Genomic DNA, 13,686 nt, shown 5'->3' on the forward strand with positions numbered 1-13,686 from the left:
CGAAGGCAGCACCACCGCGTGAGCGCAACCGATACGGCAGCCGCCCGGGAGAGATCACTCCTCCCGGGCGGCTGCGTGCGGTTCAGCGCATCAGCACGCCCGCGCCCTCGCCCGTCGCCTCCGTCGGCTGGGCGACCAGGCCGAGTTCGGCTCCGGTGGCCAGCAGCCGGTGGGCCGGCAGCACCCGCACGGTGTAGCCGTACGGGCCGGTGCGGTCGAGGGCGAGCGGGCCGTCGTACAGCCAGCGGCCCTCCAGGTCCTGGCCGCCCGCCGGTTTCAGCGGGAAGACCTGGGCGTCCGAGATCGCGTCGGCGGAGTCGACGCGGCCGGCCACCGCCTGCACCTCCACGTCGTCCGGTTCCAGCGTCCCGAGGGTGATCCGGACCCGCAGCGCCAGTGTGGAGCCCAGTTCGGCCGAACCGCCGGCCGCGGTGGGCGTCACCGCCTCGACGTGGTCGACCGCCACCCGCGGCCAGGCCGCCCGCACCCTGGCCTTCCAGCCGGCGAGCTCCCGGGCCGCGGCCGGGTCCAGTGCGCGGCGGGCCTGCGCCGCGGGGGCGTACAGCCGCTCCACGTACTCACGGACCATCCGGTCGGCCAGCACCTTGGGGCCCAGCGTGCCCAGGGTGCTGCGGACCATCTCGATCCAGCGCCCGGGAAGCCCTTCCTCGCCCTGGTCGTAGAAGCGCGGCGCCACCCGGTCCTCGATCAGCTCGTAGAGGGCGTTCGCCTCCAGGTCGTCGCGCCGGTCCTCGTCCAGCGCGGAACCGTCGGCCGTGGGGATCGCCCAGCCGAAGTCCGGCTCGAACCACTCGTCCCACCAGCCGTCGAGGACGGACAGGTTGAGGCAGCCGTTGAGCGCCGCCTTCATCCCGCTCGTACCGCAGGCCTCCAGCGGGCGCAGCGGGTTGTTCAGCCAGACGTCGCAGCCCGGGTAGAGCTTCTGGGCCATCGCCATCCCGTAGTCGGGCAGGAAGACGATGCGGTGGCGGACCCGGGGATCGTCGGCGAACCGGACCAGCTCCTGGACCAGGCGCTTTCCGCTGTCGTCTGCCGGGTGCGCCTTGCCCGCCACGACGATCTGGACCGGTCGCTCGGGGTGCAGGAGCAGCGCCCGCAGCCGGTCCCGGTCGCGCAGCATCAGCGTCAGGCGCTTGTACGAGGGCACCCGGCGGGCGAAGCCGATGGTCAGCACGCCCGGGTCCAGCACCCCGTCGATCCAGCCGAGTTCGGCGGCCTGTGCGCCGCGGGTCAGCCATGAGGCGTGCAGCCGCTCCCGGACCTCGCTGACCAGTTGTTCGCGCAGGGTGCGGCGCAGGTCCCAGAGCTGCCGGTCGGGGATCTGCTGGACGGAGTCCCAGCGGCCGGGGGTGGAGCCGGACTCGGCGCGCAGCCGGTAGACCTCGGGCGCGACCCAGGTGGGTGCGTGGACCCCGTTGGTGACGGAGGTGATGGGCACCTCCGGCGGGTCGAAGCCCGGCCAGAGTCCGGCGAACATCTCGCGGCTGACGGCGCCGTGCAGCGTGGAGACGCCGTTGGCGCGCTGGGCGAGCCGGAGCCCCATGACCGCCATGTTGAAGACTCCGGGGTCACCGCCGGCGTACGTCTCCGTGCCCAGGTGCAGGATGCGGTCGGCCGCGACGCCGGGCAGTTCGCCGTCGTCGCCGAAGTGGCGGGCGACCAGTTCGCGGTCGAAGCGGTCGATGCCGGCCGGGACCGGGGTGTGGGTGGTGAAGACGGTCCCGGCGCGGACGGACTCCACCGCGGAGTCGAAGTCCAGGCCGGTTCCGGAGAGCTCACGGATGCGTTCGAGCCCCAGGAAGCCGGCGTGCCCCTCGTTGGTGTGGAAGACCTCGGGGCCGGGGTGGCCGGTGAGGCGGCAGTAGGTCCGCACCGCGCGTACGCCGCCGATGCCCAGCAGTATCTCCTGGAGCAGCCGGTGTTCGCTTCCGCCGCCGTAGAGCCGGTCGGTGACCTCGCGCTCCAGCGGCGCGTTGTCCTCGACGTCGGAGTCGAGCATCAGCAGCGGTACCCGGCCCACCTGGGCCTGCCAGATCTGGGCGTGCAGGGAGCGGCCGCCCGGGAGCGAGAGGACGACCTGGCTGGGCGTCCCGTCCGCTTCGCGCAGGAGCGTGAGCGGTAGTTCGTTGGGGTCGAGGACGGGATAGCGCTCCTGCTGCCAGCCGTCGCGCGAGAGGCTCTGGCGGAAGTAGCCGTGGCGGTAGAGCAGGCCTACGCCGATGAGGGGGACACCCAGGTCGCTGGCGGCCTTGAGGTGGTCTCCGGCAAGGATGCCGAGTCCGCCGGAGTACTGCGGCAGGGCCGCCGTCACTCCGAACTCGGGTGAGAAGTAGGCGATGGCGGCGGGGAGCCCGTCGGCCCGGTCGCGGTGTTCCTGGTACCACCGGGGGCCCTCCAGGTACGCCCGGAGATCGGCGGACACCTCGTTGAGCCGGTGCAGGAAGTGCTCGTCCCGGGCCAGTTCGGCCAGGCGTCCGGCGGACACGGCGCCGAGCAGACGTACGGGGTCGCACTCCGCCGTCCGGCCGGCCACCGGATCGACGGCCTGGAAGAGCTCTCGGGTCTCGGTGTGCCAGGACCAGCGCAGGTTGCGCGCGAGGTCGCTGAGCGGTTGAAGGGGGTCGGGGAGGACGGGACGCACGGTGAATCGACGAATGGCCTTCACGTATTCCACCTTTACAGGGGACGTACGAATCCGAGGGGACGCACCGCTGTGTGCGCCGCTCCGTCACCCTCGACGGTAGCGGTGCGCGGTGCGCCGCAGCCACGGCGCGCGGCCGGGGCGGGTTGTGCGACCCCGGTGATCCGGCCGCCCCCGCCGCCGGTCCCACCCGGGCCCGTCCCGCACCATCCGCAGATCCCGACACATCCGTCACAGGCGTTATGGCCGATTCCCTCCCCTCGCGCGGCCTTGTGGGGCTTCGCGCCACAGGGAAAGCTGCCCTGTGGCGCCGGTACCGCCCCGCGTACGCCGGTTGCCCACAATCCCGCGTACGCGCGGTCGAGCCCGGCGCATTCGGACCTTCACAGATACGCCCGAGTAGTTAACACACCACCGGATTGGCCCACCGAGATCCGTGGGAAGGCTTCTTCGGTACCCGGAACGACTGCATTCGGATGAGAGCCGAAGGCGATCCGTAACCTGCCGCCGCACGATTCATCCCCTGTCCACCGGAGATCACCTCCCGGTTCGTATGCAATCGGTACGGACGACACACGCATTCGGTCCACACCCGTGCACCGGACCCCCTACCTCCTCCATTCGAGTGCCATTCGAGTGAACGCGGACAGGAGCGGCCATGCCCACACCCCATCAGTCGTCGACGGAGCAGCTAGAAAGGACCGAACCCCACCATCGCGGCGTACGCCTTCCGCCCTCCGCGCCCGGTTCGCGCCCTGTCGAGTCCGAGCTCCAGTCCCCAGGTGATTTCATGATCGGTCGCATTCCCGTCCTCGACGTCCGTCCGCTGGTCGACTGCGGAAGAAGGCCCGCCAAGGCGGTCGCCGGTGAAACCTTCCAGGTCACCGCGACCGTTTTCCGCGAGGGTCATGACGCGGTCGCGGCCGATGTCGTGCTGCGCGATCCGAGCGGGCGCCCCGGGCCGTGGACGCCGATGCGCGAGCTCGCTCCGGGCACCGACCGCTGGGGCGCCGAGGTGACTCCGGACGCGGAGGGCCGCTGGACGTACACGGTCGAGGCCTGGAGCGATCCGGTGTCCACCTGGCTGCACGCGGCGAGGATCAAGATCCCGGCGGGGATCGACACCGCGCTCGTCCTGGCGGAAGGCGCCGAGCTGTACGAGCGGGCCGCCGAGGGCGTACCGAAGCGCGACGGGCGCGAGGCGGTGCTGGCCGCGGTCGACGCCCTGCGCGATACGTCCCGGCCCGCCGCCGCCCGGCTGGCTGCCGCGCTCACCCCCGAGGCGCGCGAAGCGCTGGGCCGCCACCCCCTGCGCGAACTGGTCACCGCGTCCCGCCCGCACCCGCTCGTCGTCGAGCGCAGGCGCGCGCTGTTCGGCTCCTGGTACGAGCTGTTCCCCCGCTCCGAGGGCGCCAGGGTGGAGCCGGCCAAGGCGCCCCGCAAGGGCCGTACGGCCAAGGCCGCGGCGGCCCCGAAGCCGCCCCGGATCATCAGCGGCACCTTCCGCACGGCGGCCGAACGGCTGCCCGCGGTCGCCGCCATGGGGTTCGACGTGGTGTATCTCCCGCCCATCCATCCCATCGGCACCACCCACCGCAAGGGACCCAACAACTCCCTCTCCCCCGCCGCGCACGACGTGGGTGTGCCGTGGGCGATCGGTTCCGCGGAGGGTGGTCACGACGCGGTCCATCCGGATCTCGGCACGCTGGAGGACTTCGACCATTTCGTCGAGGCGGCCCGCACCCTGCGCCTGGAGATCGCGCTGGACTTCGCCCTCCAGTGCTCGCCCGACCATCCGTGGGTGGAGCAGCACCCCGAGTGGTTCCACCACCGGGCGGACGGCACCATCGCCTATGCGGAGAATCCGCCGAAGAAATACCAGGACATCTACCCGATCGCCTTCGACAAGGATCTGCGCGGCCTCGTCACGGAGACCGTGCGCATCCTGCGCTTCTGGATGGATCACGGCGTCCGTATCTTCCGGGTCGACAATCCGCACACGAAGCCGGTGATCTTCTGGGAAAAGGTGATCGCCGACATCAACCGCACCGACCCCGATGTGATCTTCCTGGCCGAGGCATTCACCCGTCCCGCGATGATGCACACCCTTGCCACGGTCGGATTCCAGCAGTCGTACACGTATTTCACCTGGCGCAACACCCGGCAGGAAATCACGGACTACGTGACCGAGCTGTCCGGTGAATCGGCCTCCTTCATGAGGCCCAATTTCTTCGTGAACACCCCCGACATCCTTCCCGGTTATCTCCAGGAAGGCGGCCGGCCGGCCTTCGAGGCGCGGGCGGTGCTCGCGGCGACCCTCTCCCCGTCCTGGGGGGTGTACGCGGGGTACGAGCTGTGCGAGAACACCCCGGTCCGCAACGGCAGTGAGGAGTACCTCGACTCGGAGAAGTACGAGATCCGGCCCAGGGACTGGGAAGCCGCCGAGCGCGAGGGCCGGTCGCTGGCTCCGCTCCTCACCACACTCAACCGGATCAGGCGCCGGAACCCGGCGCTGCAGCAGCTGCGTGACGTGCACTTCCACTCGTCCGACAACGACGCCCTGATCGTGTACAGCAAGCGCTCCGGTTCGAACATCGTTCTGACGGTCGTCAACCTCGACCCACACCACACCCAGGAGGCGACCGTCTCGTTGGACATGCCGCACCTCGGCCTCGACCGGCACGAGAGCGTGCCGGTGCGCGACGAGCTCACCGGCCATTCCTATCACTGGGGCAGGACCTTCTATGTGCGCCTGGAACCGGGCGTCACGCCCGCGCACATCGCGGTCCTGCGACCGTCCCCGCCGACCGGAGGGTCACCCACACCATGATCGTCAACGAGCCCGTCCACGACACCTTCGAGGACACCCCGGCCAAGGACCGCGATCCCGACTGGTTCAAGCGTGCCGTCTTCTACGAAGTCCTCGTCAGGTCCTTCCAGGACTCCAACGGCGACGGCATCGGAGACCTCAAGGGCATCACCGCCAAGCTGGACTATCTGCAGTGGCTGGGCGTCGACTGCCTCTGGCTGCCGCCGTTCTTCAAGTCGCCGCTGCGCGACGGCGGTTACGACGTGTCCGACTACACCGCCGTGCTGCCGGAGTTCGGCGACCTCGCCGACTTCGTCGAGTTCGTCGACGCCGCGCACCAGCGCGGCATGCGCGTGATCATCGACTTCGTCATGAATCACACCAGCGACCAGCACGACTGGTTCCAGCAGTCCCGTACCGACCCCGACGGGCCGTACGGCGACTACTACGTCTGGGCCGACGACGACAAGCAGTTCCAGGACGCCCGGATCATCTTCGTCGACACGGAGACGTCCAACTGGACCTTCGACCCGGTCCGCAAGCAGTACTACTGGCACCGGTTCTTCTCGCACCAGCCCGACCTCAACTACGAGAACCCGGCAGTGCAGGAGGAGATCATCTCCGCGCTGCGCTTCTGGCTGGACCTCGGCATCGACGGCTTCCGCGTCGACGCCGTGCCCTACCTGTACCAGCGCGAGGGCACCAACTGCGAGAACCTCCCGGAGACCCACGACTTCCTCAAGCGGGTCCGCAAGGAGATCGACGCCAACTACCCGGACACCGTGCTCCTCGCCGAGGCCAACCAGTGGCCGGAGGACGTCGTCGACTACTTCGGCGACTACCGGGCCGGCGGCGACGAGTGCCACATGGCGTTCCACTTCCCGGTGATGCCGCGGATCTTCATGGCGGTACGGCGCGAGAGCCGCTACCCGGTCTCGGAAATCCTGGCCAAGACCCCGGAGATCCCGTCGGGCTGCCAGTGGGGCATCTTCCTGCGCAACCACGACGAGCTGACGCTCGAGATGGTCACGGACGAAGAGCGTGACTACATGTACGCGGAGTACGCCAAGGACCCGCGGATGCGGGCCAACATCGGCATCCGCCGCCGCCTGGCGCCGCTGCTGGACAACGACCGCAACCAGATCGAGCTGTTCACCGCCCTGCTGCTGTCCCTGCCCGGCTCCCCGATCCTCTACTACGGGGACGAGATCGGGATGGGCGACAACATCTGGCTGGGCGACCGGGACGCCGTACGCACCCCGATGCAGTGGACGCCCGACCGCAACGCCGGCTTCTCCTCCAGCGATCCGGGGCGGCTCTACCTCCCCACGATCATGGATCCGGTCTACGGCTACCAGGTCACCAACGTCGAGGCGTCGATGGCCTCGCCGTCCTCGCTGCTGCACTGGACGCGGCGGATGATCGAGATCCGCAAGCAGAACCCCGCCTTCGGTCTCGGCACGTACAACGAACTGCCCTCCTCCAACCCCGCCGTGCTCGCCTTCACCCGTGAGCACGGGGACGATCTCGTGCTGTGCGTGCACAACTTCTCGCGGTTCGCGCAGCCCACCGAGCTCGATCTGAGGTCCTTCGGCGGACGTCATCCGGTGGAGCTGATCGGCGGGGTGCGCTTCCCCGCCATCGGTCAGTGGCCCTACCTGCTGACTCTCGCGGGACACGGCTTCTACTGGTTCCGGCTCCGCAAGGACGCACCGCCGGCCTGAGCACCAAGGGCGCCTGCGGGGCGGTTTCCGCCGCCCCGCACGGGGCACTCTTCCCCCCATATCGAGCAGTTCCGTAGTGATCGTGGATCTTCCTGGCGTTTCGATCACCCCGAGTCGAGTCCGTACGGACCATCCTGACCCGACACGTCCCGCACAGCCGGACAGCCAAAGCCGCAATCCGGGACACTCTTCGCATCCTGTGGTGTGCCCGGGGAAAGGACGCGATGCCATGTCGGAGGCTGCATCCGCTCAGGTCACCCTGGCGAACAGCACAGCCCTGCTCCCGTCTCTCGGACCGCTGCTGCACGAATGGCTGCCCCGGCAGCGGTGGTTCGCGGGCAAGGGGCGGCCCATCACCGCCTTCTCGCTCGTCTCGGCGACCGAGATACTGCCGGTCGACTCCGCCGCCGTCGACACGGGCCCGGGGCTCCTGCACCTTCTGGTGAGGGCCCATCAGCCCACGATGCCGGACCAGCCCCCGGCGGACTGCTACCAACTGCTGCTCGGCGTGCGGTCCACACTGCCGCCGCGGCTCGCGCCCGCGCTCATCGGCCATGTGACGGACGGACCACTGGCCGGCCGCACCGTCTACGAGGGTCTGCACGACCGGCGCCTGGCCGCGCTGCTGCTGGAGCGGCTGCGCACACCCGGCGGTCTCGGCCTCCTGCGCTTCTGCCGCGGCGCGGAACCGATCCCCGCCGCCCTGACCCCCCGGGTGCTGGACACCGAGCAGTCCAACTCCTCGCTCGTGTACGGCGACTCCTACATCCTCAAGATCTTCCGCCGGGTCTTCCCGGGATCCAACCCCGATCTGGAGCTGCCGCTCGCGCTCTCCCGCCAGGGGTGCGGGCGCGTCCCCGCGCCGGTCGCCTGGTTCGAGGCCGCCGCACCGGAACGCCTCACGCTCGGCGTGCTCCAGCCGTTCCTGCGCGGCGCCGAGGACGGCTGGCAGCTCGCGCTGCGCGCGCTGGCCGCGGGGGACGACTTCACGCACGAGGCCCACGCCCTGGGGCGGGCCACCGCCGAGGTGCACACCGCGCTGGCCGCCGCGCTGCCCACCCCGTCGCTGCGCCGCTCCCAGACCGACGAGCTGGCGGCCGCCATGGTGCGGCGACTGGAGGCAGCCGCCCACGCGGTACCCGAACTGCTGCCGTACGTCCCCGGACTGCGCGCCGCCTTCGACGCCGTGACGGCCCCGGGCCAGCGGGGCCGCGGCTGGTCCGCCCAGCGGGTGCACGGCGATCTCCACCTCGGCCAGACGCTGCGCGGCACCGACGGATTCTGGTCACTGATCGACTTCGAGGGAGAACCGGCCCGCCCGCTCCCGGAGCGCCGCAGCCCGCAGCCACCGGTGCGCGACATCGCCGGAATGCTCCGCTCCTTCGACTACGCGGCCCGCTCGCACCGCCCCTGGAACGCCGCGTGGGCGGCGCGCTGCCGGACCGCCTACTGCGACGGCTACGCCGAGGCCGCGGGCGTCGACCCCCGCGACGAGCCGGAGCTGCTGCGCGCCCACGAGACCGACAAGGCGGTCTACGAGGTGCTGTACGAGGCCCGGCACCGGCCCGACTGGCTGCCCGTCCCGATGGCCGCGATCCACCGTCTGGCGGCCGACGCCGACTGACGCGGCACGACCGCCCGCCGCCCGCCCGCCCGCCCCACCCCACCCACACCCTCCGAGGAGGCTGTCCCTGTGACCGCCCGCAAGCCGTCCCGCAAAGCGTCCGAGCCCGCTCCGACCACCATCGACGCCCCCCTCTCCGCGGCCCCCGCCGAGCATGCGGACGCCGCCGCCGGCCCGGCCACCGGAACCCTCGCACCGGTGGAGGCGGACGCACCGCCCGCCGAGGCGGCGGCGACGCCCCCGCCGGCCAAGCGGGCGAAGCGGGCGGCGCCGCCGCGGCCCCGCCGCGCGGGCGGGCAGGGTGTCCGCCCCGCCGGCACGCTCGACGACGGCGACCGGGCACGCCTCCTGGCGGGTGAGCACCACGCCCCGCACGAGCTGCTCGGCGCACACCAGATCCGCGGCGGGGTCACCTTCCGGGTGCTGCGCCCCTTCGCCCGCTCCGTCACCGTCCTCGCCAAGGGGCTGCGGGCCCAGCTGCTGGACGACGGCGACGGGTTCTTCTCCGGGCTCCTGCCGATGTCCTCGGTCCCGGAGTACCGGCTCCTGGTGGCCTACGACGACAACGAGATCGAGATCCACGATCCGTACCGCTTCCTGCCCGCGCTCGGCGATCTCGACCTCCATCTGATCGGCGAGGGCCGGCACGAGGAGCTGTGGACCGCGCTCGGCGCCCGGACGATGGAGCACCAGGGCGTCACCGGCACCCGGTTCACGGTGTGGGCGCCCAACGCCCGCGGGGTCCGGGTCTCCGGGGACTTCAACTACTGGGACGGCACCGGGTTCCCGATGCGTTCCCTCGGCTCCAGCGGGGTCTGGGAGCTGTTCCTGCCGGCGATCGGCGAGGGCGCGCTGTACAAGTTCGACGTCTGCCGCCCGGACGGCTCGCACACGCTGCGCGCCGACCCGATGGCCCGCCACACCGAGGTCCCGCCGTCCAACGCCTCGGTCGTCACGGCCGCACACCACGTCTGGCAGGACCAGGAGTGGATGGCCCACCGCGGGGACGTCCCCGTGCACGAGGCGCCGCTCTCGGTCTACGAGGTGCATCTGCCGTCCTGGCGCCCCGGCCTCACCTACCGCCAGCTCGCCGAGCAACTCCCGGCGTACGTACGCGATCTGGGCTTCACGCACGTCGAGCTGATGCCGGTCTCCGAGCACCCCTTCGGCGGCTCCTGGGGCTACCAGGTCACGGGCTTCTACGCCCCGACGTCCCGGATGGGCTCGCCCGACGACTTCCGCTTCCTCGTCGACGCGCTGCACGGCGCGGGGATCGGCGTCATCGTGGACTGGGTGCCCGCGCACTTCCCGCGCGACGACTGGGCGCTCGCCGAGTTCGACGGCCGCCCGCTGTACGAGCACTCGGATCCGCGGCGGGCCGCGCACCCCGACTGGGGCACGCTCGAATTCGACTACGGCCGCACCGAGGTCCGCAACTTCCTGGTCTCCAACGCCACGTACTGGTGCGAGGAGTTCCACATCGACGGACTGCGGGTCGACGCGGTCGCCTCCATGCTCTACCTCGACTACTCGCGCGAGGACGGGGAGTGGTCACCCAACGAGCACGGCGGCCGGGAGAATCCGGACGCCGTGGCCTTCCTCCAGGAGATGAACGCGACGGTCTACCGGCGCAACCCCGGTGTCGTGACGATCGCGGAGGAGTCCACCGCCTGGGACGGCGTCACCCGCGCCACCCATCACGTGGGCCCCGGCGGCTTCGGCGGCCTCGGCTTCGGGCTGAAGTGGAACATGGGCTGGATGCACGACTCGCTGGAGTACGTGTCGAAGGAGCCGGTGCACCGCAAGTACCACCACAACGAGATGACCTTCTCGATGGTGTACGCGTACAGCGAGAACTACGTCCTGCCGATCTCGCACGACGAGGTGGTGCACGGCAAGCGGTCGCTGGTCAGCAAGATGCCCGGCGACTGGTGGCAGCAGCGCGCCAACCACCGGGCCTATCTCGGCTTCATGTGGGCCCATCCCGGCAAGCAGCTCCTTTTCATGGGGCAGGAGTTCGCCCAGGGAGCGGAGTGGTCGGAGGGCCACGGACCCGACTGGTGGCTGCTCGACCCGTCGTACGCGGCGGAGAGCGACCACCGGGGTGTGCGGACCCTGGTCAGCGACCTCAACACCGTGTACGGGGCGACGCCCGCGCTGTGGCAGCGCGACACCGTGCCGGAGGGCTTCAGCTGGATCGAGGGCGGCGCCGCCGAGGACAACGCCTTCGCGTTCGTCCGGTACGACGCGAACGGCTCACCGCTGATCGCCGTCTCCCACTTCTCCCCGGTGGTGCGGCACGACTACCGCATCGGGGTTCCGGACGGACCGGCGGCCTGGGTCGAGGTCCTGAACACGGACGAGCTGCGGTACGGCGGCAGCGACGTGCGCAACGAAGAGCCGCTGAAGCCCGAGGCGGTGGCGGCGCACGGCCGGGACACCAGCATCACGCTGACCCTGCCGCCGCTGGCGACGGTGTGGCTGCGGCCTGCCTGACGTGGTGCCGGGCCCCGCACCCACGAACCGTGGGTGCGGGGCCCCGCGCGTGCCCGGCGCGGGTCAGACCGCCGCCGGCAGTACCTCCTCCAGCTCCTGGAGCAGGCGCCGCTTGGGACGGGCGCCCACCATCGACTTCACCGGTTCGCCGTCCTGGAACACCATCAGGGTCGGCATCGAGAGCACCGCGTAGCGGCTCGTGATCCCCGGGTTGTGGTCCACGTCGATCTGCACCACCTTCAGCCGCCCGGCCTCCTCCGCGGCGATCGCGCCGAGTACCGGGGCCAGCTGGCGGCAGGGGCCGCACCAGTCGGCGGTGAATTCGACCAGGACCGGCAGACCGGCTGCCAGCACCTCGGCGTCGAACGTCGTGTCGGTGACCTCGGCGACACCTTCTGCGTGGATCATCCTTCGTCCTCCCAGTTCAGTTCACAACGTGGTTCGGGGCCGTCGGGGAGGCCGGCGGAGACCTCGATCTCGGCGCGGGCCAGCTGGGCGCCCACCTCCGCGCGGACCGACTGGAGCCGGCCGATGAGCGCGTCCAGTTCGCCGAGCTTGCGCCGGTAGACGGTCAGCGAGGCCGGGCAGGAGTCGCCCGCCGGATGACCGGCACGCAGGCAGTCGACGAACGGCCGCGTCTCCTCCAGGTCGAACCCGAAGTCCTGAAGGGTCCGGATCTGCTGGATCAGCCGCAGGTCGCCCTCGTCGTAGGTGCGGTAGCCGTTCTCCGCGCGGCGTGCCGGCAGCAGGCCCCGTGACTCGTAGTACCGCAGCGTCCGTGTCGTCGTCCCGGCGCGTTCGGCCAGCTCCCCGATTCGCATGCCCCGACGGTAATCCTTGACGTCGGCGTCAAGGCAAGGGCGGACGGACGCATACGGACGCGGCCGGTACGGGAGTCCCGTACCGGCCGCGTCCGTATGTGTCAGACCTTCGCGAGCGAGGGCTGCTCGCCGCCGCCGTCCCTGGCCTCGGGGACGTGCGGCTCGGCGGGACCCTCGTCCGTGAGCATCGCCTCGTCGAACGGGAGGGATCCGGAGAGGACCTGGTCCACCCGCTCCCGGTCGATCTCCTTCGTCCAGGTGCCGACGAGCACCGTGGCCACCGCGTTGCCCGCGAAGTTCGTGAGGGCACGGGCCTCGCTCATGAAGCGGTCGATGCCGACGATGAGGCCGACGCCGTCCACCAGCTCGGGGCGGTGCGACTGGAGGCCGCCCGCGAGGGTGGCGAGGCCGGCGCCGGTGACGCCTGCGGCGCCCTTGGAGGCGATCACCATGAAGACCAGCAGCGAGATCTGCTCTCCGACGCTCAGCGGGTCACCCGTCGCGTTGGCGATGAAGAGCGAGGCCATCGTGAGGTAGATCGCGGTGCCGTCGAGGTTGAAGGAGTAGCCGGTCGGCACGGTGATGCCGACGACGGGCTTGCTGACCCCCATGTGCTCCATCTTCGCGATCAGCCGCGGCAGGGCCGACTCGGAGGAGGAGGTGGAGAGGATGAGCAGGAACTCCCGGCCCAGGTACTTCAGCAGGGAGAAGATGTTGACCCCGGCCACCAGTCGCAGGATCGTGCCCAGGATCAGGAACACGAAGAGCGCGCAGGTGACGTAGAAGCCGATCATGATGACCGCGAGGGACTTCAGCGCGTCCACGCCGGTCTCACCGACCACGGCCGCCATCGCGCCGAAGGCGCCGACCGGGGCCATCCACATGATCATGGCGAGGATCCGGAAGACCAGGCGCTGGATGTGACCGACGCCGCGCAGGACGGGCTCGCCCGCCGAACCGAGGGCCTGGAGCGCGAAGCCCGCCAGCAGCGCGATGAGCAGGGTCTGCAGGACCTCGCCCTCGGTGAAGGCCGACACCATGGTGGTGGGGATGATGCCGAGCAGGAAGTCCGCGGTGGACTCGCTGTCCCCCGCCTGCGCCTCGCCCGCGGCGCGGGCCGCCTCGGTGAGGTGGAGGCTGGAGCCGGGCTCCAGGATGTTGCCGACGACCAGCCCGATGGCCAGGGCGACGGTCGACATCACCAGGAAGTAGCCGAGGGCCAGACCGCCGACGGCGCCGACCTTGGCGGCCTTGCGCACGGAGCCCACGCCCAGCACGATCGTGCAGAAGATGATCGGCGAGATCATCATCTTGATGAGGTTGACGAAGCCGGTTCCGATCGGCTTGAGCTCGACGGCGGTGTCCGGAGCGACGAGGCCGACGAGAATGCCGAGCCCCACCGCCGCGATCACGGCGAGATACAGATATTTCGTACGGTCCCGCTTGGCGGCGGCCACTCCCACGGGGGTCTCCTCGGCTCGTTCCTGTCCCTCCCCCGTCCCTGGGGGCCTCGGCGACTATCCCGCTCCGTGTGACGCCGGTCACCCTTG

General features: G+C 70.7%; 8 protein-coding genes. 4 read left to right on the forward strand and 4 right to left on the reverse strand.

Annotated features, from left to right (window positions below):
* Positions 1-82: 82 nt before the first annotated feature.
* Complete coding sequence (glgP, locus tag ACIQMX_RS00205) at positions 83-2,686, reverse strand: alpha-glucan family phosphorylase (RefSeq protein WP_363077711.1); 2,604 nt, start codon at positions 2,684-2,686, stop codon at positions 83-85.
* Positions 2,687-3,452: 766 nt separating this feature from the next.
* Between glgP and ACIQMX_RS00210 the strand changes: the two genes are divergently transcribed.
* The 4 genes from ACIQMX_RS00210 to glgB all read left to right on the forward strand — a co-directional run bounded on the left by ACIQMX_RS00210 (position 3,453) and on the right by glgB (position 11,315).
* Positions 3,453-5,492: an alpha-1,4-glucan--maltose-1-phosphate maltosyltransferase gene (locus ACIQMX_RS00210; RefSeq protein ID WP_363077709.1), complete on the forward strand. Its 2,040-nt coding sequence runs from the start codon at positions 3,453-3,455 to the stop codon at positions 5,490-5,492.
* Positions 5,489-7,195: a maltose alpha-D-glucosyltransferase gene (gene treS / locus ACIQMX_RS00215; RefSeq protein WP_363077707.1), complete on the forward strand. Its 1,707-nt coding sequence runs from the start codon at positions 5,489-5,491 to the stop codon at positions 7,193-7,195. The genes ACIQMX_RS00210 and treS overlap by 4 nt, the downstream gene beginning before the upstream one ends.
* Before the next feature lie 229 nt (positions 7,196-7,424).
* Positions 7,425-8,819, forward strand: coding sequence for a maltokinase N-terminal cap-like domain-containing protein (locus ACIQMX_RS00220; protein ID WP_363077705.1), 1,395 nt, complete (start codon positions 7,425-7,427; stop codon positions 8,817-8,819).
* 69 nt (positions 8,820-8,888) lie between these two features.
* Entirely contained in the window at positions 8,889-11,315 is a 2,427-nt protein-coding gene (gene glgB, locus ACIQMX_RS00225; RefSeq protein WP_402474062.1) for a 1,4-alpha-glucan branching enzyme, read from the forward strand.
* Between the two features lie 63 nt (positions 11,316-11,378).
* Here the strand turns inward: glgB and trxA are convergent, their stop codons facing one another.
* From trxA to ACIQMX_RS00240, 3 genes are all read right to left on the reverse strand, one after another.
* On the reverse strand, positions 11,379-11,723 hold the full coding sequence (trxA, locus tag ACIQMX_RS00230; protein ID WP_363074452.1) for a thioredoxin: 345 nt from the start codon (positions 11,721-11,723) through the stop codon (positions 11,379-11,381).
* Positions 11,720-12,136, reverse strand: a complete 417-nt coding sequence (locus ACIQMX_RS00235; protein ID WP_402474065.1) for a MerR family transcriptional regulator — start codon at positions 12,134-12,136, stop codon at positions 11,720-11,722. Before ACIQMX_RS00235 ends, trxA begins: the two co-directional genes overlap by 4 nt.
* A gap of 101 nt (positions 12,137-12,237) precedes the next feature.
* A complete protein-coding gene (locus ACIQMX_RS00240; RefSeq protein ID WP_363074456.1) occupies positions 12,238-13,599 on the reverse strand; it encodes a cation:dicarboxylate symporter family transporter in 1,362 nt (453 codons plus the stop codon).
* Positions 13,600-13,686 lie beyond the last annotated feature (87 nt).

Origin of the sequence: Streptomyces sp. NPDC091416, from assembly GCF_044756845.1 — a bacterium.
Classification (GTDB): Bacteria; Actinomycetota; Actinomycetes; order Streptomycetales; family Streptomycetaceae; genus Streptomyces.

Coding starts and splice junctions, on each gene's coding strand:
- ACIQMX_RS00210 (WP_363077709.1), top strand. CDS start 3,453: ATGATCGGTCGCATTCCCGTCCTCGACGTCCGTCCGCTGGTCGACTGC.
- treS (WP_363077707.1), top strand. CDS start 5,489: ATGATCGTCAACGAGCCCGTCCACGACACCTTCGAGGACACCCCGGCC.
- ACIQMX_RS00220 (WP_363077705.1), top strand. CDS start 7,425: ATGTCGGAGGCTGCATCCGCTCAGGTCACCCTGGCGAACAGCACAGCC.
- trxA (WP_363074452.1), bottom strand. CDS start 11,723: ATGATCCACGCAGAAGGTGTCGCCGAGGTCACCGACACGACGTTCGAC.
- ACIQMX_RS00235 (WP_402474065.1), bottom strand. CDS start 12,136: ATGCGAATCGGGGAGCTGGCCGAACGCGCCGGGACGACGACACGGACG.